We start from the raw sequence: 20,103 nt of genomic DNA on the forward strand, positions 1-20,103 counted from the left end.
TAAGATATATTTTGGTTAAATTATAAACAAATGTTTTAATGGAAAGGTTGAACATAAATCATGGATGTGTCTCAATTTGATTTTGATTTACCAGACGAACTCATTGCCCAATCACCACTAGCTAATCGGGCAGATTCCAGACTTCTCGTATTAAATAAAGAAACTGGAGAAAGGGATCATCGTCATTTCACTGATATTAAAGAGTATTTACAACCAGGTGATGCCCTTGTCCTTAACGATACGAAAGTGATTCCAGCACGTCTATTAGGAACGAAGCTAGATACTGGAGCGAAAATTGAACTTTTATTACTCCACGAAGGAGAATCGCACACGTGGGAAGCACTAGTGAAACCGGCCAAAAGAGTGAAGGTTGGAACAAAAGTAGAATTTGGGGAAGGTAAACTTGTTGGTACATGTGTAGAAGAAATGGACGAGGGAATTAGAAAGATTCAGTTTTCATTTGAAGGTATTTTTCATGAAATACTCGATGAATTAGGTGAAATGCCTTTACCACCTTATATTCAAGAGCAATTAGATGAGAAAGATCGTTATCAAACTGTTTTTGCAAAAAATCGTGGTTCAGCTGCAGCACCAACAGCAGGTCTTCATTTCACGAAGGAAATGCTAAAGGAACTAGAAGAAAAAGGCGTGAAAGTAGTATTCATCACTCTTCATGTTGGGTTAGGAACATTTCGTCCTGTATCCGTTGACAGTATAGAAGATCATAAAATGCATTCTGAATTTTATCAAATGTCATCAAGTACTGCAGAAGTGCTAAATCAAGTGAAAAGATTAGGAAATAAAGTTGTAGCAGTAGGAACTACATCTGCTCGGACACTAGAAACAATTGCTTCTAAAAATGGAGAGTTCGTAGAATCTGTAGGTTGGACCGATATATTTATTTTTCCGGGCTATGAGTTTAAAGGTATTGATGCCCTACTCACTAATTTCCACCTACCGAAATCTACACTAGTAATGCTTGTGAGTGCATTGGCTGGCAAAAAAAATATTTTAACTGCATACAAAGAAGCAGTTGAGAAAAAATATCGATTCTTTTCCTTTGGAGATGCCATGTTACTTATATAAAATGTGAAGTTATAAAGAAGGAAGTGTGAAAATTTGGCTATTACTTATGAACACATAAAAACATGTAAACAATCTGGTGCAAGACTCGGCATAGTTCATACTCCACATGGGTCTTTTGAAACGCCTATGTTTATGCCAGTTGGAACCCTTGCAACTGTAAAAACAATGAGCCCGGAAGACCTAAAAGAAATGGGAGCTAAAATAATTTTAAGCAATACGTATCATCTCTGGCTCAGACCAGGACATGAAATTATTAAAGAAGCAGGTGGACTGCACAAATTCATGAACTGGGACCGTCCAATCCTTACTGATTCTGGTGGTTTTCAGGTTTTTAGCTTAAGTGATATGAGAAAAATTACGGAAGAGGGTGTGGAATTTAGAAACCACTTAAGTGGTGAAAAAATGTTCCTTAGCCCGGAAAAAGCAATGGAGATACAAAATGCATTAGGTCCAGACATTATGATGGCATTTGATGAGTGTCCACCTTATCCTGCAGAATATGATTATATGAAGGCATCTGTTGAAAGGACAAGCCGCTGGGCTGAAAGATGTTTAGGGGCACATCAACGTCCACATGATCAAGGGTTGTTTGCGATTGTTCAAGGTGGCGAATATGAAGAATTAAGAAGACAGAGCGCTAAAGACTTAGTATCTATGGACTTTCCAGGGTATGCAATCGGTGGGTTGTCCGTTGGGGAACCAAAGGATATAATGAATGAGGTTCTTGAGTACACAACACCACTGCTACCTCATGACAAGCCAAGATATTTAATGGGAGTTGGTTCACCTGATTCTCTAGTCGATGGTTCAATTAGAGGTGTGGATATGTTTGATTGTGTACTACCTACTCGAATTGCAAGAAATGGGACATTAATGACTAGTGAGGGAAGACTCGTAGTACGTAATGCGAAGTATGCGAGGGATTTTGGACCAATTGATGAAAACTGTGACTGTTATACATGTAAGAATTATAGCAGAGCTTATATTAGGCATTTAATTAAAGCGAATGAGACTTTTGGATTAAGGCTTACAACATATCATAACTTACATTTTCTATTGAAGTTAATGGAAAATGTTCGTCAAGCCATTCGAGAAGATCGTTTACTTGATTATCGTGAAGAATTCTTCGAAGCTTACGGGTTTAATAAGCCTAACGCGAAAAACTTCTAAAGCGATATTTATATTTCGAAATAGGTTTTTGTTGATTTTATTCCCCTTTATTGTCTAAAATAGTATGGGTAAGACAACTTTAGTTAACAATAGAAATTTGATAAATAAGATAGCCTTTAGCACGTTACTTTTTTAAGCGGAGGCAACGGTGTTTGTCAGCTGAAAGGGGTGAAATACATAATGGAAGCGATAATTCCTTTATTATTAATGTTTGCGATCTTTTATTTCCTTTTAATTAGACCGCAACAAAAGCGTCAAAAGAAAGTTCGTGAGATGCATTCTGCACTTCAAAAAGGTGATAAAATCGTTACTATTGGTGGTCTACATGGTACTATTGATGCGATGGACGAGGATGTCATTGTTATCGATGTAGGTTCTGGTAAATTAACATTTGATCGTCAAGCAGTTCGTGACGTTTTAAACAAAGATTAATCCTTAATTACAAAGTTAAAAAACCGATTTCCTGATGGAAATCGGTTTTTCACTAGAACCTGTTGGTCTTAATATGATTCTCCCCTAACATTTACACCAAAAATACCACCGAATACTGCTGCAATAAGGTAACCGCTATGAATGAGCCATTGTTGAGCATCAAATGCCTCATTAAATCCAAGAAACTGGACAAAAAAGATGACTAAAGTATAAAGAACAGCAGTTGTTCCTCCAGCTAACCAACCTTTTTGACCTGACCTTCCACCTGATATGAAGCCACCTACAAACACTGCTAAAAAGGAAAAACCTAAAAGAATCCAAGTGAAATTCCCTTCCTCAATAGACGTAAATCGCAATATTGTGGAGCTTACCAGACTTGCTAAAATGACTAATATTAGTATGGTTAAAATTCCATACAGAGCGCTGGTAAAAAGACGATTTTGCATGAACATACCTCCCCTTATATATCTTTATTTCATGCATATTCAGTTCTGAAAAAATTAGACGAGCTTTTTTCGTCATGAGAACAGTTCACGAAAATATGTTAGACAAGTTTAAGGTTTAAAACATGTTTGTCCTTGCTCGTACATACAATGTAACGATGAAGGGGAGGGGCATGTTCATGGAATGGATGTTAGCACTACTGATTTTTATAATTAGTTACATATTCATCATAAGTGAGAAATTAAATCGAGCACTCGTTGCATGTCTCGGTGGAATTTTAATGCTGTTTGCGGGGGTATTGGATTTAAATAGTGCATTTCTAAATCATATAGACTGGCATACAATCGTCTTATTACTTTCGATGATGATTTTAGTATCAATAACCAGTCAAAGTGGTTTTTTTGAATATATAGCGATAACATTAGCGAAAATGGTGAAGGGAAGGCCGATTCCATTATTAGTTGTTGTATCCACATTGACAGCTGTTGGATCTGCTTTCCTAAATAATGTTACGACTGTTTTGTTATTAGTACCTATAGTACTTACTTTAACCAATCTTTTACGTGTGTCTGCAATCCCCTATTTGCTTTCTGTTATATTAGCATCAAACATTGGGGGAACGGCTACATTAATTGGAGACCCTCCGAACTTAATGATTGGACAGGCGGTAGATCATTTAACCTTTAATGACTTCCTCATTCACCTAGGGCCTATTGTAGTGGTGATTTATGTAACTATTATGTTTGGTGTTTGTGCGCTTTATCGCAATCAGCTTCATGTTTCTTCCGTATATCAAGAGGAACTTATGGTAATTGATCCGAAAAAATACTTAGGGGATAAGGGGTTATTATTTAAATCCGTAACAGTCTTAACCTTGACTACAGTTGGTTTTGTTGCTCAACCTTTGCTAGAAGTGGAATTAACCAGTGTGGCAATGGCCGGGGCATTATTACTAATGTTACTCACCCATGAGGATAAGCAAACAGAAGAGGTTTTTCAGGCTGTAGAGTGGGTTACCTTGTTTTTCTTCGTTGGATTGTTTATGTTGGTCGGAGGATTGAAAGAAGTAGGAATTATTGACGAAATAGCGAAGTCAATTATTCATTATACTGATGGAGATCTTCCCAAAACATCGCTACTCATTTTATGGGCATCTGGAATACTGTCTGGGTTTGTGGACAATATACCTTTTGTAGCGGCGATGATACCAGTAATTTTAGAATTTCAAGAATATGGTATGAGTAACTTAGATCCATTATGGTGGGCACTGGCTCTAGGGGCGTGCTTGGGTGGTAATGCAACCTTAATCGGTGCAAGTTCTAATGTCATTGTTGCTGGTCTTGCCATGAAAGCTAAGCAACCATTTACGTATATGGACTTCTTAAAGGTGGGAGCGCCAACAGCTATTGTTTCCTTTGTAATTTCAAGCTTTTACATCTATTTCAGATACTTAATTTTTTTCCAATAGTCTACCAAACTTATTTCCTGTCCTTCCAACGGATGTCATTCATTTATTTTTCATCGTGGGAAAAAATAACGATGTAGTATGAATGATACGAGGGGAGGACTTTTTTGTGTTAGGAACAATGGTAACAAGGACAATTGTTATTTACATTGTCATCCTCCTAGTTTTTCGTTTAATGGGCAAAAGAGAAATTGGTGAACTATCCGTTGTTGACTTCGTTGTTTCCATCATGTTGGCAGAATTAGCAGTTATCTCGATTGAAAATGTAGAAACACCAATGGCAAGACAAATTGTCCCGATGATTTTATTAATGGGAATTCAAATAAGCCTTGCCTTCATATCATTAAAGAGTGAGAAGTTGCGAAAATTCATTGATGGGAGTCCATCGGTTATTATTCGAAAAGGTGAAATTGATGAAAAGGAAATGAGAAAACAGCGTTATAATTTTGATGACTTAATGATGCAGTTAAGGCAAAATAATGTGAAATACTTATCAGATGTTGAATTTGCAATTCTTGAGCCATCTGGAGATTTATCTGTAGTTAAAAAGGAACCAGGTACGGATCCAACAAAGGGAAGCTTCTTACCGCTACCTTTGATTTTAGATGGTAAGATTCAAAATGATCACTTAAAACAATTAGGGAAGACACAATTATGGTTAAGACAGGAATTGAGGAAGCGTGGATTTCGAGAAGTAAAGCATATATCATATTGTGCTTTAGATAAAAATGATGAGCTGTTTGTAGATCTAATAGATGTATAAAAAATGTATAGCCTACTTACGATGCTTTTTCATGAAAGTGTCGTAAGTAGGCTATGCTTGTTGAGAAAGGGACCGTTAAATCACTTGCGTTGGCACCTTATTTAATTAAACCAGCGATTTATTAGCGGGATGCGTGACAGCTCTTCTTTTTTAATAAGTCCTAAAATAATGATTAAGGTGAAGTAAATTATTCCTGCTACTAATAATGAGCTAATTGTATTCATCAATAAGCTTGTTGCAAATAATTGTTTCTCCCATATCCAGAAAGATACAGTGCCTGTTACCACAATTGCTCCGACAACCTTTAATATTTCCCTTATATTTAATGTGAAACTAATGGCTTTAACCACTGTAGCAAAATGTAAAAAGGTTACTAATAAGAACCCGATAACGATTGCTAATGCTGCACCCATAATACCTAATTCAGGTCTTGAGGCTAATGCAAAAATTGCTGCGATTTTTACAAATGCTCCAATAAAACTGTTAATCATAGCTGCTTTTGCAAGTCCTAACGCTTGAAGTGAAGCTTGTAATGGTGACTGGAAAAATAAAAAGATACTAAATGGAGCCATAATTTTTAAATAAACAGCCACAGTCGGTGCATGATAAACCAGTTCCATAATTGGTTCTGCAAATACGTAAAGGACAACAACGGATCCTCCACCTGCTACTAAGGCTAAACGTAGGGCTTGTGCCAACCTATGATGGATAAGGCCATAATTATTTTGATGTGACGCTTCACTAATCGCTGGCACTAGAGAAACAGATAATGAATGTGTTATGAATGTTGGAAGTAGAAGCATTGGTATGACATAGCCTGATAACTCCCCGTATTGAGATGTTGCAACAGCAGTTGCAACACCAGCTAGTGCTAAGCTTTGTGCAACAACAATTGGCTCAAAGAAGTAAGATACTGAGCCAATCAATCTACTTCCAGTTGTTGGTAAGGCGATGGAAAGTAGATCATTTAATGTATTCTTACCTTCTTTCGCATATACGAAAAAACGTTTACGCATTCTGAATCGTTTTTTTTGTTTGAACATAGTTATCATGAAAATAAGTGATGCTAATTCACCTAATACAACTGAAAACATGGCACCAGCAGCGGCAAATTCAATTCCGTAAGGTAGAAATGCCGTTGTGAAAGTAGCAACAAGGGCAATTCTGACAACTTGTTCAATTACCTGTGAAATTGCAGTCGGCTTCATGTTTTGTAGTCCCTGGAAGTAGCCTCGTAAAACGGCTGATATGGCTACGACTGGAACGATAGGCGATATGGCAATTAAAGGATAAAACGCCCGAGAATCTGTTAATAGTGTTTGAGAAATGAGCGGGGCGCCAATAATCATTAATATAGTAAAAATAATACTTAACACACCTGTAATGGAAAGGGATACTACTAATATACGCTTAATTCTAGCTCTGTCATTATCAGTATCTGCCTCAGCTACAAGCTTTGATATGGCGACTGGAAGTCCTAGTTGTGTTAGTGTGATAATTAGTAAAAGGGTAGGGACAGCCATCATATATAGTCCTACACCTTCTGATCCCATTATTCTGGCAACAACAATTTTGTTTATAAACCCTAGAATACGGGTTATTAAGCCAGCAATTATTAAAATAAACGCTCCTTTTATAAAGGATTGTCTCGACATAAACAGCCCCTACTTTCTATAAAAAAATCATAGATTTTTACTCTAAATATGTATATGCTTGAAAGGGGGTCAAGCATGACAAGTTATATAAAAATATACAACAAAGCTAAGATTACAAAGAGATAGGAGAATGGTTAGTGGAATGGAAAAACCTTTATCGTGGTGCTATGATGGGAATAACGGAGCTTATCCCCGGTGTTAGTAGTGGTACGATTGCAATTTTACTTGGTATTTACGATCGATTAATTCAAGCTATTAATGGTCTCTTCAGTAAAGATTGGAAGGAGCATGTGTTGTTTCTATTGCCATTAGGAATAGGGATGCTCTTAGCCCTTTTTTCCCTTAGTAGAGTAATGAAGTGGCTGCTAGAAAGCCATCCTGAACCTACTCGTTTTTTCTTCTTAGGATTAATTGTAGGGATCATACCGTTATTAATTCGTAAAGCAAAAGTGAAGACAACTTTTAAGGTTGGGCATTATCTAGCAATTGTTATCGCAGCTGTTCTGGTTGGAAGTATGGAGTTCTTTGCAACATCAGATGGTGCCATCATAGAATCACTAAGTTTTGATAATGTTTTATGGTTATTTGGGGCAGGTTGGTTAGCAAGTATAGCTATGCTACTACCTGGAATAAGTGGCTCCCTTGTAATGCTTTTATTAGGGGTATATGAAACAGCAATTGAGGCAATATCCACCCTTAATCTACCAATCATTTTAGTGATTGGTACAGGAGTGATAATTGGATTTTTTGTTTGTAGTAGACTAATCAAATACTTATTAGATAATTACCCGTATATGACGTATGCAGCTATAATCGGTTTAGTCCTTGGTTCATTAGTGGTCGTCTATCCAGGGATTAGTAGCGTTTATGTTATTTTTCCTAGTCTCATTACTTTTATAGCAGGTGCTAGTACAGCAATTTTACTTGGCTCAAAGGGGTAGATTAATGGTGAAGGATAATCAGAAATTGAAAGATATTGATTGGGATAAGTGGAAAAGGGAAATGGATGTTGTTTTAGAAAGTAAGGCGGAAGAATGGTTCATTTTTGGTTATGGACGTGTTTCAAAAGAGGACGTGTGGAACTGTTTCATGGCAAAACTTCCAAGAATTGATGTTCCTTCTGAGATACGATTCCATTGGATTACAGCGCAACTGTTTCATTTAAAAGCAAATGATTATATGAATTGGTTAACGCTACAAGCCTATAAAGCCCCTAATCTGTTTTCAGATGGGGAGCCTTTAAAGTTATCAGGTACATTAAAAGAATAATGACTAGCCATTATTGACAGGTATTTTTTAACATCGCTATAATAGAGAGTAATCATTTCTTGGGCTTTGTAGAAATTACGATGTTCACTCTAACAGAGCCCATTTTTATTTTAGCAATACATAATTTAAATCCTTAACACAATGTCAATTGGGTTAGGGTCTTCATTTGAGGAGGAGTCTTCATTCATGAGTAAAAAGAGAAAAGGGGTCAAAAGTGGACTTATTGTTGTATTTTTTGTCATAGTTGCAGCATTTGCAGCTCTGATCGCAACTAATGTCACTGACCATGCAGAAAATATTAGTTTAGGTCTGGACTTACAAGGCGGCTTTGAAGTTTTATATGAAGTTCGACCTGTAGAAGAAGGACAAGTTGTTAATAGGGATTTATTAAGGGATACGGTAGCTTCATTAAATGCACGTATTAATGTTTTAGGTGTATCGGAACCTAATGTAACCATTGAAGGTGACGATCGTGTTCGTGTCCAGCTTGCTGGTGTGTCAGACCAACAAGCAGCAAGGGAGCTTTTATCAACGGAAGCAAGACTCTCCCTTAGGGATGTTCATGATAACATGCTCCTTGATGGTTCTGATTTAGTAGAAGGGGGAGCGAGGCAAAGCTTCAATCCCGACACTAACGCACCGATTGTCTTAGTAACAATTGATGATGCGGATAAATTTGGTGATATAACTTCCGAGCTTAAGGACCTTGATCCCCCAGAGAATCGCATGGCGATTTGGATGGATTTTGAGGAGGGTGATTCCTACTTTGAGGAAATTTTAAAAGAGGATTCGAAAATTGTTTCTGATCCACGTGTGTCACAAACTTTGCGTACAACGGACATTATGATAACAGGTGACTTCACCGTTGAGGAAGCACAGCATTTAGCTGGTATTTTAAATGCTGGGGCGTTGCCAGTAGAATTAGAAGAAATTTATTCTAATGCTGTTGGGGCATCTCTTGGTGAACGGGCTATGGATCAGGCCATCTTTGCAGGTTTTATTGGGATTGCATTAATATTTGCATACATGGTTATTTATTATCGCTTTATGGGTATAATGGCGATCATTACATTAAGTATCTATATTTACATTGTTCTTGTCGTATTTAATTGGATGAATGCGGTTCTGACATTGCCTGGTATTGCCGCATTAATCTTAGGGGTCGGTATGGCAGTAGATGCAAATATTATCACTTATGAACGGATTAAAGATGAAATTCGTACAGGGAAATCAACGATGAGTGCATTCCGTGCTGGTAGTCGCCGTTCCTTATCAACCATTCTTGATGCCAATATTACAACAATTTTAGCAGCGAGTGTCCTGTTCTATTTTGGGACTAGTGCGGTTCAAGGATTTGCCGTCATGCTCATTGTGAGTATTTTGACTAGCTTCTTAACTGCAGTCTTTGGATCGAGATTATTGTTAGGGTTATGGGTTAACAGTCGTATCCTAAACAATAAACCTCGCATGTTTGGCGTGAAGGAGGACGAAATCAGTGAACTTTGATCACGAAACGACGAAACTAGATTTTATAAAACATAGAAAAAAATTCTTCATCTTCTCTGGTGTCATGGTTATCTTGAGTATCGTTTTACTTTCTACAGTGGGATTAAACCTAGGTATTGACTTTAAGAGTGGGACAACGATTGATATCCTTACAGATGCGCCGCCCGTTTCAGAAGCACAGATTGCAGCTGAGTTTGAAGAGATAGGATTAGTTCCAGATGATATTACTCTTGCAGGGGACAATAATGAAATTGGACGAGCAGTCTTTATAGGTGTACTTAATCAATCGGAAACTCTACAAGTGCAAAGCCACTTTGAGGAGATTTATGGTAATGAGCCAGCTGTAAGTAATGTTACCCCAATGGTAGGGGAAGAATTAGCCCGAAATGCGATTATTTCAGTATTAATCGCTGCTGTGGGGATTATTATATACGTGACGATTCGTTTTGAATTTACTTATGGTGTATCAGCTATTGTTGCCTTGTTTCATGATGCATTACTCATATTAGTCGTATTCAGTATTTTTAGGTTTGAAGTAAATATTCCATTTATTGCAGCCGTTTTAACAATCATTGGTTACTCCATTAATGACACAATTGTTACCTTTGACCGTATAAGGGAAAATATAAAGTTGGAAAAACGTGTAAAGGATTTTAATGATGTAGCTAGGGTTGTAAACAAAAGTCTTGTACAGACTTTAGCACGTTCTATCAATACAGTATTAACAGTAGTATTTGCAGCTGGAGCCTTGTTTTTCTTTGGTGGAGAAGCATTACGATCCTTCTCCTTCGCTTTAGTTGTAGGTTTGGTTGCTGGGACGTATTCTTCTCTTTTCCTTGCAGCACAACTATGGCTTGTTTTAAAAAGTAAACAATTAGAAAAACAAAAAAAGCGTCCTTTACAAGAAAGTGAAGCATAATAATGAAAAAGGGGATCATAAACAGATCCCTTTTTTGTGTTGATGAGACTTACACATAATAATTAATCTAGTCATTCTGAACAAACGGGATACTCATAAAAATATTAGAGGTTTTACTCATAAAATAGGGTGCTTTAAACAAATAATGTTAGGGTACAAGTAAGGACTGGCGGGTGAATATAAATATGGTAACAATGAGTTCATCGGATGAGCGTTATAGAAAAGTGAAAATAGGTGCATGGGTTGGGATTATAGGAAATATTGTTTTAGCTGTTCTGAAAGCAATTGTAGGGGTAGCTGCAAACAGTCGAGCCCTCGTTGCTGATGCGGTTCACTCAGCTTCAGATGTAGTAGGATCAATAGCCGTTTTAATTGGGGTAAGGGCAGCTCAGCTACCACCTGACCGAGACCACCCATATGGACATGGAAAGGCTGAAACTGTAACGGCAATTATTGTAGCGGTTTTACTGTTTATTGTGGGGTTAGAAATAGCAGTTGGTGCTGTAAATGCTTTTTTTGAACCGATTGCAGTGCCAGGTATTTGGGCGATTTATGCAGTCATATTCTCTATATTCGTAAAGGAACTAATGTTTCGATATAAAATTCATCTTGGGAAAAAATATAAAAGTGATGCGTTAATTACAGATGCTTGGCACCATCGTTCTGATGTTTTCTCCTCTATAGCAGCGTTACTAGGTATTGGAGCTTCTATAATTGGAGGTTGGATAGATATACCATGGTTAGTTTACGCAGATCCATTAGCTGGTTTGTTTGTTGCGCTGCTTATTGGAAAAATGGCTTGGAAGCTTGGTAGTGAAGCGATTCATAATACATTGGACCATGTACTTCACGATGAAGATACGAAAGAGATGTTTGAGCTTGCTCAAAATGTGGAAGGGGTATATGAGGTTAACGAACTGTTAGCACGAGAACATGGCCATTATGTAATAGTGGATATTAAGGTTGCAGTGGATCCTAAAATTACTGTGGAAGAAGGTCATTCCATAGGAAAAGCAGTTAAAGAAAAGATAATGGAAGATGAATTCGTACAAGATGTACGTGTTCATATAAATCCATTTATTAAGGAAACAGAATAGGATGTGAGGAAGATTGCGTGGTCAATGGGGATTAATAATAGGTATTATAGTTGTTTTAATCATTGCAGTGTTTTCTGTAGTGAATGTTGATCCAGTTGAAGTTAATTATATTTTTGGACAGGCGGAATGGCCGTTAGTACTCGTCATTATATTCTCCGTTTTAATGGGAGGAATCATAGTAGGCAGTGTAGGAATGTACAAAATCTACTTGCTACAAAAGGAAATAAAGACACTTACCCGCAGGCTTGAGGAAAAAGGGGCATCACCTTCTACTTCTGCACTTGCAAGTGATCAAAAGAATAGTAAAGATGCTAGAAATAAGAAAGACTTAGCTGTAAAGGATAGTAACACTAAACAAAAACAAAAATAGTTTCCAATTAACCATCATTGCCACCTCTTTGTACCTTATGTATAATAATTGGGTCAGGGGTGGTTATTTATGTTAGATTCAAAAGCGCGTTGGAAAGTATCGCAACCGAATGAAACAAAGGTTCAAGAGTTTTCTAATGCATTACAAATTTCTACGATAGCCTCTCGTTTCTTAGTACAGAGAGGGTTTACAACAATTGATGAAGCGAAAGCTTTTTTACATACAGATCGTTCTGCACTCCATGATCCATTTTTATTAAAAGACATGGAAAAGGCAGTTCAGCGTATTAAAGAGGGCATTGCTAACAGTGAAAAGATTCTTGTTTTTGGAGATTATGATGCAGATGGAGTGACGAGTACGTCTGTAATGTTTTTAACGTTGTTAGAGTTAGGAGCCCAAGTAGGCTACTATGTTCCGAATCGTTTTACTGAAGGATATGGGCCAAACGAAAACGCCTTCAGACAGGCAAAGGAAGAAGGAGTCTCTATCATTGTTACGGTGGATACGGGAATTTCTGCTATCCATGAAGCAGAAGTAGCTAAGGAGTTAGGGATTGATTTAATTATTACAGATCACCATGAACCTCCACCTCAAATACCAGATGCATATGCAGTTATTAATCCTAAACAAGATGATTGCCAATATCCAAACAGCAATTTGGCTGGAGTAGGGGTTGCATTTAAAGTATCTCATGCATTATTTGGGGAAGCTCAGGAGAAGTTTTTAGATTTAGTTGCTATTGGAACCATTGCAGACCTTGTCCCCCTTAAAGGAGAAAATCGCTATTTAGCAACTGCAGGAGTAAAGAGGTTGGCGAATTTCCAAAGACTAGGACTAAAAGCTTTATTGGACCAATGTGGTGTGGAGCCACAAGACATAAGTGAAGAGCAAATCGGATTTATTATTGGCCCACGTTTAAATGCTGCCGGGCGTTTAGATTCTGCAGACCCTGCTATACACCTCCTTATTTGTGAGGATCCAATGGAAGCAGAAGAGTTAGCTGTAATGATAGACGACTTAAATAAGGAACGGCAGAATATTGTGAATGAGATAGCGAAGGAAGCTGAGGAGCAGGTGGAACAGCAAGGGGTACCTCCTGTTATCATTGTGGGCCAAGAAGGTTGGAATGCAGGAGTCATCGGAATTGTAGCAAGCAGACTAGTGGAGAAGTATTATCGTCCTACAATTGTTTTAAGCTTTGATAGTAGTACAGGTCTTGCAAAAGGATCAGCGCGAAGTATTGAAGGTTTTGATATGTTTCACTCATTATCACAATGCAGAGAATGGCTGCCTCATTTTGGAGGGCATCCTATGGCAGCTGGCCTAACGATGGAAATGGCTAATATAGATAAACTACATGGAAAACTAATGAAGATAGCTGAACAGACGTTAAAACCAGAGGACTGGGTAAAATCTATTAACGTTGATTTACCTGTGGAAGTGGAAGAGGTTACAGTCGATGCTATTTATGATCTAAAGCAAATGGCACCTTTCGGGGTGGGGAATCCTGCTCCTAAGATCCTTTTAGATTCTATTGAATTTGCCACAGTGAAAAAGATTGGCGCGAAACAAGACCATTTAAAGGTTTCGATTAAGAAAAATGAAGCTCTGTTAGATGGAATTGGTTTTAGATTTGGAGAATTATATGATGAGATTTCTCCGCAGGCTAAAGCTGCTGTTGTTGGCCAACTATCTATAAATGAATGGAACGGGAATAAAAAACCTCAAATTGTTATTGAAGACATAAAAATAAATGAATGGCAGCTATTTGACCTAAGAAGTCATAAGTCCCCGTGGGAAATCATGAAAGCACTGCCTTCAGAGAAAGTATCAGTGGTTGTCTTCAGAGAAGATTCAGAAGCGAAAATTTCTAACCTACCTCAAGAATGGGAAATAATCCGCTGTTATGTTGAGGGACAAACAGATGTGTCGGACAAGTATGTTTTACTGCTAGATTTACCAGTTACAATGAATCAGTTAAAAGGGCTAATACAAGGTTGTTCACCGAAAAGGATTTATCCAGCTTTTCTTCATGAACAAGATCATTTCTTTGAAACTTTACCTAAAAGGGATCATTTTAAATGGTTTTATGCATTCTTAAAGAAAAGAGGCTTTTTTGATTTAGGAAAACATGGGCATGATTTAGCAAAACATAAAGGTTGGTCAAAGAACTCTGTACATTTTATTTGTAAGGTGTTTTTTGATCTTGGGTTTGTTAAAATAAACAATGGGCTTGTTACATTAGAGGAAAGTCCCAATAAGCAGGAGTTAACTGCATCTAAGACATATCAAGAAAAAATTGAACAAAGTAAAATTGAAAATGAACTTTATTACAGTTCTACAAAAGATTTAAAAGACTTGTTGTCTAACCTAATGGCTGAAGCTGAGAAGGCTCATGTATAAATTTAGAAGTCACAACTGAAGATATTTATTATAGTCTTTATTTAGCCGTACTTAATGCATAATAGTAGGAGGAAGAAGTATGGATTTTAAAAAGTATATTACTGTAGTGTCTGATTTCCCTAAAGAGGGGATAAAATTTAAAGATATTACAACTTTGATGGAAGACGGAGAAGCTTATAAAAAAGCAATTGATGAAATGGCAGCTTTTGCAAAAGAAAAGGACATTGATGTTGTTGTAGGTCCAGAAGCTAGGGGATTTGTAGTTGGTTGTCCTATATCCTATTCACTAGGAATTGGCTTCGTACCGGTAAGAAAAGAAGGAAAACTACCGAGGGAAGTTATTGGTGTGGATTATGGACTAGAGTATGGGAAGGACCGCCTAAACATGCATAAAGATTCCATCAAGCCTGGACAAAAAGTTTTAATAGCTGATGATCTTTTGGCTACTGGTGGGACTATTGAGGCTACAATTCAAATGGTAGAAGAGCTTGGTGGCGTTGTTGCTGGTATCGTCTTTTTAATTGAATTAAGTTATCTAGACGGTCGTGAAAAGCTGAAAGATTATGAAGTATTTTCTCTGATGAAATATTAATTTACAGAGGTTGTCTCTATGGAGGCAACCTTACTATATTGATTTGTTTTTATATACATATACTATTGGATAACGGATATTTTCTGTTTTAATGCTTATAACGTTATGTTTTTCTGAAAAATATGTTATTCTTAATGAAAGTCTTTTCCGCGGAAGAGGCGATTTTTTTATCATATTTCGATTGATAATCCTAGCTCTTCTCTCATGAGTGGATTAATAATAAATTTTATTGGATGTTAAGGTGATTTTCATGAATAGTGAACAAGTGCTTGAAAAAGCAAGTGAATATCTTCCTGAAAAAGAGGTTGCCTTTTTAAGGGAAGCGTATGAAATGGCAGAGGAGGCCCATCGGGAGCAATTTCGTAAATCGGGCGAGCCTTATATTTGGCATCCAGTACAAGTAGCTGGGATATTAGTTGAGTTGATGATGGACCCTAATACTGTCGCTGCTGCCTTTCTGCATGATGTCGTAGAGGATACAGACGTACTATTAGACGAGATCGAAGAAAAGTTCGGTGCAGAAGTAGCGATGCTCGTTGATGGTGTTACGAAGCTTGGTAAAATTAAATATAAATCAAAAGAAGAACAGCAAGCAGAGAACCATAGAAAAATGTTTGTAGCAATGGCTAAGGATATTAGGGTAATTCTAATAAAACTAGCAGACCGACTTCATAATATGAGGACGTTAAAGCATTTGCCACCAGAAAAACAACGGAGAATTGCTAATGAAACGCTGGAAATATTCGCTCCACTAGCACACCGTCTAGGTATTTCTAAGATTAAGTGGGAATTAGAAGATACTGCTTTACGTTATTTAAATCCACAGCAGTATTACCGAATTGTTAACTTGATGAAGAAAAAACGGGCGGAGCGGGAAGATTATATAGAAGAAGTGAAAGACCAAATACGTGACCGTTTGTCGAACGTAGATGTGAACGCAGATATACATGGTCGTGCTAAGCATATTTATAGTATTTATCGAAAGATGGCCATTCAGAATAAACAATTTAACGAAATCTATGATTTATTAGCAGTAAGGATTGTTGTGAATAGTATTAAGGATTGTTATGCCGTGCTAGGAATTATCCATACATTATGGAAGCCTATGCCAGGTAGATTTAAGGACTATATTGCAATGCCAAAGGCTAATATGTATCAATCCCTTCATACTACAGTGATAGGACCAAAAGGGGACCCATTGGAGGTTCAAATACGCTCTGAAGACATGCATAAAGTAGCAGAATTTGGGGTTGCTGCACATTGGGCTTATAAAGAAGGAAAAACAGCAGATACATCTGAATCGTTAGAGACTAAAATGTCGTGGTTCAGAGAGATTTTAGAGTGGCAAAAAGATACAAATGATGCTCAAGAATTTATGGAATCATTAAAAATAGACTTGTTTTCAGACATGGTATTTGTTTTTACCCCAAAAGGTGATGTAATTGAGCTCCCTAAGGGTTCTGTACCTTTAGACTTTGCCTATCGTATTCATACAGAGGTTGGAAATCGTTGCATAGGTGCAAAAGTTAATGGGAAAATGGTCCCTCTAGACCACAAGCTTCACACAGGAGATATTGTTGAGGTACTTACATCCAAACATTCGTATGGACCAAGTCAAGATTGGATAAAGGTTACGCAAAGCTCCCATGCCAAAAATAAGATAAGGCAATGGTTTAAAAAAGAAAGACGAGAAGAGAATGTTGAAAAAGGTCGTGACTTAGTAGAGAGAGAAGTGGAGAAAAAAGGCTATACTCTAAAGGAAGTACTCACGAATGAAAATATCGATCGGGTGGCAAAGAAATTTAACTTTACAGCCGAAGAGGATATGTATGCTGCAGTAGGTTATGGTGGCATTACAGCAGCGCAAATTGTTACTAGACTCACAGATGGAATTCGAAAACAGCAAGATGAAGAATCGGATAACATGACTTTAACTGAAGCCGTTGAAGAACTTAAAACGTACGACACGAAGAAAAAGACGAATGTAGGTGTCAGTGTTAAAGGGATTGATAATCTTCTTATTCGTCTATCAAGGTGCTGTAATCCTGTTCCTGGAGACGATATCGTAGGTTATATTACTAAGGGACGTGGTGTATCTATACATCGAAGTGATTGCCCTAACATTAAGACAGAAGATGCCCAAACAAGACTTCTAGAGGTAGAGTGGGAAGGGAATCAACCTAATTCCAAAAATTATAATGTGGATATAGAGATATCTGGTTATGATAGAAGGGGATTGTTAAACGAAGTCCTTCAAGCTGTAGCAGAAACAAAAACAAATATAAACGCTGTTTCTGGGAGATCGGATAAGAATAAAATGGCAACTATCCATATGACCATTTCCATTCAAAATATTTCACATCTGCAGCGTGTCGTAGAGCGTATAAAAAGAATTCCAGATATATATTCCGTTCGAAGAATCATGCACTAGGACCACGATCAGAACCTATTAGTATAGTCTAGAAAAAGAGAGGTTGCTTATGCGTGTAGTAGTTCAGCGCTCATTAGGAGCAAAAGTAACAGTTAAAAAAGAAACAGTGGGGGAAATAGATCAAGGACTCGTCCTATTGGTCGGAGTTACCCATGACGATACAGAAGAAGATGTAAAATATCTAGCAGACAAGATCGCTAATTTACGAATTTTTGAAGATGAGGACGAGAAATTAAATTTGTCAGTAAAAGACGTTGAAGGACAAATTTTGTCCATTTCTCAATTCACTTTATATGGGGACTGCCGAAAAGGACGTAGACCTAACTTTATGGGAGCGGCAAAGCCAGACCAAGCAAAACGCCTTTATGATAAATTTAATGAGGAACTTCGTCATGGAGGACTTCAAGTAGAAACAGGTGAATTTGGTGAAATGATGGACGTATCCTTTACGAATCATGGGCCAGTCACTTTAATAGTTGAAAGTAAGTAAGGAGAGCGTCATGGTCTTGATTTTCAGGGAATGAAGACGGAAACCTAAAAAATAAAAGTCCTATTGTCGATGAAAAATAAAAAATCTTATATCAAATGAGTAACCTTTGCTTTTTTTGGTCAAACTGTAAAAAAAGTGGAGGGAATCAAACATGAGATCAGGACAACAGCATGAACGTTTCACAAACCCTAATTCAAGACTTCTTGGTGTCAATCTTCATCGGTTTACGGAGTTAGAACAAAATGCAGATAATTATGAAATTGCAAGTGAATTTGGACTTTCTCTAAAAGAGGTCAAAACGTTAAAGAAGAAAATTGAAAGAAGCTAGTTTTAAAAAAACCTTGACAGGTGCTTAAACAATGCTTATGATAAGTAAAAAATTGATTTAAAACCAATGAGGGAGAATAGTAGTAAAGTAACTCCGTGAACAGAGAGGAAATGTCATAGGCTGTAAACATTTCCACATGGTCCTTTATGAATGAACACTCCTTAGGTATTTCCCTGAAAGAACAATATATTTTATTAGGGGAAATCGTATATCAGGCGTTATCTGATTAAGTGGAAGCTTTTATTTTTTAAGCTTCAACTAGGGTGGTACCACGGGAATATAAACTCTCGTCCCTGACATAGTTCAGGGATGGGAGTTTTTTTGATGCCTAAAGTTGTAAAGCGCTCTTAGTATGGCTAGCTATACATAATAAATGTTTATTGAGCGATATAGAGGAGGAAATAGAATGAATTTTAATATCCCAAGGGGAACCCAGGATATTTTACCTGGACAATCTGAGAAGTGGCAATATATAGAGCAGAAGGCACATGACCTTTGCCGCCGCTATAATTACAAAGAGATTCGGACACCGATGTTTGAAATGACTGAGCTATTTGCTCGGGGTGTTGGGGATACAACAGATATAGTTCAAAAAGAGATGTATACTTTTGAGGATCGTGGAGGTAGAAGCTTGACCCTTAGACCAGAAGGGACAGCCTCCACTGTTAGATCGTATGTGGAAAACAAAATGCACGGATGGGTATATCAGCCTGTGAAGTTGTATTATGTAGGGCCAATGTTCAGATATGAGCGCCCACAATCAGGAAGAATGCGTCAATTTGTACAATTCGGTGTGGAAGCTATGGGAAGTGATGATCCAGCAATTGATGCTGAAGTTATTGCATTAGCAATGGATTTCTATAAAGAATTAGGATTAACTAATTTAAAATTAGTCATCAATAGTCTCGGAGATAAGGAAAGTCGTACGAACCATCGTGAAGCACTAATCAAGCATTTTGAACCTCGTATTACAGAGTTTTGTCAAGATTGCCAAAAACGTTTGGAAAAAAATCCATTACGTATATTAGATTGTAAAATTGATCGTGAACATGAATTAATGGATTCAGCTCCTTCTATACTAGAATATTTAAATGAAGCATCTAAGGATTACTTTAATAGTGTTAAAGGCTATTTATCTGATATGGATATTCCATATGAAGTGGATGCAACCTTGGTACGAGGACTTGACTACTATAACAATACTGCCTTTGAAATTATGATAGAGGGTAAAGGATTTGGAGCTATTACCACGTTAAGTGGAGGTGGAAGATATAACGGCCTTGTAGAAGAGATTGGAGGACCAGTTACTCCAGGTATAGGTTTTGCCTTAAGTATCGAGCGATTGTTAATGGCACTAGATGCACAAGGAATAGAGTTGCCAGTGCAAGAAGGCTTAGATGCATATTTAATCGTTCTTGGTGAGGAACCGAAGAAAAGGGCACCGAAGATACTACATGACCTTAGAAGTCATGGGGTAGTCGTAGACAGCGATTATTTAGATAAAAAAATGAAGGCCCAAATGAAAGCAGCTGATAGAATGAATGCAGCTTATGCGCTCATATTAGGGGAAGATGAATTAGCAGAAGGTAATATTCTTGTAAAAACATTAGCAACAGGAGATCAGGAGACAGTTCCGTTCGATCAAATATCAGCATTCATTGAGCAAAGGAAAGGGGAATAGAT

The 20,103-nt window shown here is 37.4% G+C and carries 19 protein-coding genes and 1 other annotated feature; of the genes, 17 read left to right on the forward strand and 2 right to left on the reverse strand.

All coding sequences use genetic code 11. The features are described from left to right. Positions 1 to 60 precede the first annotated feature (60 nt). The 3 genes from queA (at position 61) to yajC (ending at position 2,688) form a co-directional block, all read left to right on the forward strand. Positions 61 to 1,086, forward strand: a complete 1,026-nt coding sequence (gene queA, locus BW724_RS07770; protein WP_088074688.1) for a tRNA preQ1(34) S-adenosylmethionine ribosyltransferase-isomerase QueA — start codon at positions 61 to 63, stop codon at positions 1,084 to 1,086. Between the two features lie 33 nt (positions 1,087 to 1,119). Beyond that, the gene (gene tgt, locus BW724_RS07775) at positions 1,120 to 2,256 is read left to right on the forward strand and encodes a tRNA guanosine(34) transglycosylase Tgt (protein WP_088074689.1); all 1,137 of its coding nucleotides are present in this window, start codon (positions 1,120 to 1,122) and stop codon (positions 2,254 to 2,256) included. A gap of 180 nt (positions 2,257 to 2,436) precedes the next feature. Next, positions 2,437 to 2,688, forward strand: a complete 252-nt coding sequence (gene yajC / locus BW724_RS07780) for a preprotein translocase subunit YajC (RefSeq protein ID WP_088074690.1) — start codon at positions 2,437 to 2,439, stop codon at positions 2,686 to 2,688. A 68-nt stretch (positions 2,689 to 2,756) separates the two neighbouring features. On the opposite strand, the gene BW724_RS07785 is transcribed toward yajC, so the two are convergent. Further along, positions 2,757 to 3,134, reverse strand: a complete 378-nt coding sequence (locus tag BW724_RS07785) for a TIGR04086 family membrane protein (protein ID WP_088074691.1) — start codon at positions 3,132 to 3,134, stop codon at positions 2,757 to 2,759. Positions 3,135 to 3,310: 176 nt separating this feature from the next. Here BW724_RS07785 and BW724_RS07790 point away from each other — a divergent pair, with 176 nt between their 5' ends. Beyond that, positions 3,311 to 4,600, forward strand: a complete 1,290-nt coding sequence (locus tag BW724_RS07790) for an ArsB/NhaD family transporter (protein ID WP_176371341.1) — start codon at positions 3,311 to 3,313, stop codon at positions 4,598 to 4,600. A gap of 82 nt (positions 4,601 to 4,682) precedes the next feature. Beyond that, complete coding sequence (locus BW724_RS07795; protein ID WP_088074693.1) at positions 4,683 to 5,360, forward strand: DUF421 domain-containing protein; 678 nt, start codon at positions 4,683 to 4,685, stop codon at positions 5,358 to 5,360. Positions 5,361 to 5,461: 101 nt separating this feature from the next. On the opposite strand, the gene spoVB is transcribed toward BW724_RS07795, so the two are convergent. Beyond that, on the reverse strand, positions 5,462 to 7,015 hold the full coding sequence (spoVB, locus tag BW724_RS07800; protein WP_088074694.1) for a stage V sporulation protein B: 1,554 nt from the start codon (positions 7,013 to 7,015) through the stop codon (positions 5,462 to 5,464). A 137-nt stretch (positions 7,016 to 7,152) separates the two neighbouring features. Between spoVB and BW724_RS07805 the strand changes: the two genes are divergently transcribed. The 12 genes from BW724_RS07805 to hisS all read left to right on the forward strand — a co-directional run bounded on the left by BW724_RS07805 (position 7,153) and on the right by hisS (position 20,101). Then, positions 7,153 to 7,956 carry a DUF368 domain-containing protein gene (locus tag BW724_RS07805; RefSeq protein ID WP_088074695.1) on the forward strand — a complete coding sequence of 268 codons (804 nt, stop codon included), beginning with the start codon at positions 7,153 to 7,155 and terminating at the stop codon, positions 7,954 to 7,956. A gap of 4 nt (positions 7,957 to 7,960) precedes the next feature. Then, complete coding sequence (locus BW724_RS07810; RefSeq protein ID WP_088074696.1) at positions 7,961 to 8,284, forward strand: post-transcriptional regulator; 324 nt, start codon at positions 7,961 to 7,963, stop codon at positions 8,282 to 8,284. Positions 8,285 to 8,470: 186 nt separating this feature from the next. Continuing rightward, entirely contained in the window at positions 8,471 to 9,790 is a 1,320-nt protein-coding gene (gene secD / locus BW724_RS07815; protein ID WP_088074697.1) for a protein translocase subunit SecD, read from the forward strand. Continuing rightward, complete coding sequence (gene secF / locus BW724_RS07820) at positions 9,780 to 10,709, forward strand: protein translocase subunit SecF (RefSeq protein ID WP_088074698.1); 930 nt, start codon at positions 9,780 to 9,782, stop codon at positions 10,707 to 10,709. Before secD ends, secF begins: the two co-directional genes overlap by 11 nt. Before the next feature lie 194 nt (positions 10,710 to 10,903). After that, the gene (locus BW724_RS07825) at positions 10,904 to 11,806 is read left to right on the forward strand and encodes a cation diffusion facilitator family transporter (RefSeq protein WP_088077762.1); all 903 of its coding nucleotides are present in this window, start codon (positions 10,904 to 10,906) and stop codon (positions 11,804 to 11,806) included. Between the two features lie 13 nt (positions 11,807 to 11,819). Next, a complete protein-coding gene (locus tag BW724_RS07830; RefSeq protein WP_088074699.1) occupies positions 11,820 to 12,176 on the forward strand; it encodes a LapA family protein in 357 nt (118 codons plus the stop codon). A gap of 69 nt (positions 12,177 to 12,245) precedes the next feature. Next, positions 12,246 to 14,579 carry a single-stranded-DNA-specific exonuclease RecJ gene (recJ, locus tag BW724_RS07835; RefSeq protein WP_088074700.1) on the forward strand — a complete coding sequence of 778 codons (2,334 nt, stop codon included), beginning with the start codon at positions 12,246 to 12,248 and terminating at the stop codon, positions 14,577 to 14,579. Between the two features lie 79 nt (positions 14,580 to 14,658). Further along, entirely contained in the window at positions 14,659 to 15,171 is a 513-nt protein-coding gene (locus tag BW724_RS07840; protein WP_088074701.1) for an adenine phosphoribosyltransferase, read from the forward strand. A 250-nt stretch (positions 15,172 to 15,421) separates the two neighbouring features. Next, positions 15,422 to 17,602 (forward strand): RelA/SpoT family protein, encoded by a 2,181-nt coding sequence (locus BW724_RS07845; RefSeq protein ID WP_088074702.1) that lies wholly within the window; start codon positions 15,422 to 15,424, stop codon positions 17,600 to 17,602. Positions 17,603 to 17,651: 49 nt separating this feature from the next. Beyond that, positions 17,652 to 18,092 (forward strand): D-aminoacyl-tRNA deacylase, encoded by a 441-nt coding sequence (gene dtd / locus BW724_RS07850; RefSeq protein ID WP_088074703.1) that lies wholly within the window; start codon positions 17,652 to 17,654, stop codon positions 18,090 to 18,092. A gap of 151 nt (positions 18,093 to 18,243) precedes the next feature. Continuing rightward, positions 18,244 to 18,420: a hypothetical protein gene (locus BW724_RS23550; RefSeq protein ID WP_176371342.1), complete on the forward strand. Its 177-nt coding sequence runs from the start codon at positions 18,244 to 18,246 to the stop codon at positions 18,418 to 18,420. A gap of 57 nt (positions 18,421 to 18,477) precedes the next feature. Beyond that, positions 18,478 to 18,718, forward strand: a binding site (T-box leader). Positions 18,719 to 18,826: 108 nt separating this feature from the next. Further along, positions 18,827 to 20,101, forward strand: coding sequence for a histidine--tRNA ligase (gene hisS / locus BW724_RS07855; protein ID WP_088074704.1), 1,275 nt, complete (start codon positions 18,827 to 18,829; stop codon positions 20,099 to 20,101). Positions 20,102 to 20,103 lie beyond the last annotated feature (2 nt).

Origin of the sequence: Litchfieldia alkalitelluris (assembly GCF_002153425.1) — a bacterium.
In the GTDB taxonomy this organism is placed as follows: Bacteria; Bacillota; Bacilli; order Bacillales; family Salisediminibacteriaceae; genus Evansella; species Evansella alkalicola.

Coding starts and splice junctions, on each gene's coding strand:
- BW724_RS07810 (WP_088074696.1), top strand. CDS start 7,961: ATGGTGAAGGATAATCAGAAATTGAAAGATATTGATTGGGATAAGTGG.
- BW724_RS07840 (WP_088074701.1), top strand. CDS start 14,659: ATGGATTTTAAAAAGTATATTACTGTAGTGTCTGATTTCCCTAAAGAG.
- spoVB (WP_088074694.1), bottom strand. CDS start 7,015: ATGTCGAGACAATCCTTTATAAAAGGAGCGTTTATTTTAATAATTGCT.
- BW724_RS07785 (WP_088074691.1), bottom strand. CDS start 3,134: ATGCAAAATCGTCTTTTTACCAGCGCTCTGTATGGAATTTTAACCATA.
- hisS (WP_088074704.1), top strand. CDS start 18,827: ATGAATTTTAATATCCCAAGGGGAACCCAGGATATTTTACCTGGACAA.
- BW724_RS07795 (WP_088074693.1), top strand. CDS start 4,683: ATGATACGAGGGGAGGACTTTTTTGTGTTAGGAACAATGGTAACAAGG.
- dtd (WP_088074703.1), top strand. CDS start 17,652: ATGCGTGTAGTAGTTCAGCGCTCATTAGGAGCAAAAGTAACAGTTAAA.
- recJ (WP_088074700.1), top strand. CDS start 12,246: ATGTTAGATTCAAAAGCGCGTTGGAAAGTATCGCAACCGAATGAAACA.
- BW724_RS07845 (WP_088074702.1), top strand. CDS start 15,422: ATGAATAGTGAACAAGTGCTTGAAAAAGCAAGTGAATATCTTCCTGAA.
- queA (WP_088074688.1), top strand. CDS start 61: ATGGATGTGTCTCAATTTGATTTTGATTTACCAGACGAACTCATTGCC.
- yajC (WP_088074690.1), top strand. CDS start 2,437: ATGGAAGCGATAATTCCTTTATTATTAATGTTTGCGATCTTTTATTTC.
- BW724_RS07790 (WP_176371341.1), top strand. CDS start 3,311: ATGGAATGGATGTTAGCACTACTGATTTTTATAATTAGTTACATATTC.
- secD (WP_088074697.1), top strand. CDS start 8,471: ATGAGTAAAAAGAGAAAAGGGGTCAAAAGTGGACTTATTGTTGTATTT.
- BW724_RS23550 (WP_176371342.1), top strand. CDS start 18,244: ATGAGATCAGGACAACAGCATGAACGTTTCACAAACCCTAATTCAAGA.
- BW724_RS07825 (WP_088077762.1), top strand. CDS start 10,904: ATGAGTTCATCGGATGAGCGTTATAGAAAAGTGAAAATAGGTGCATGG.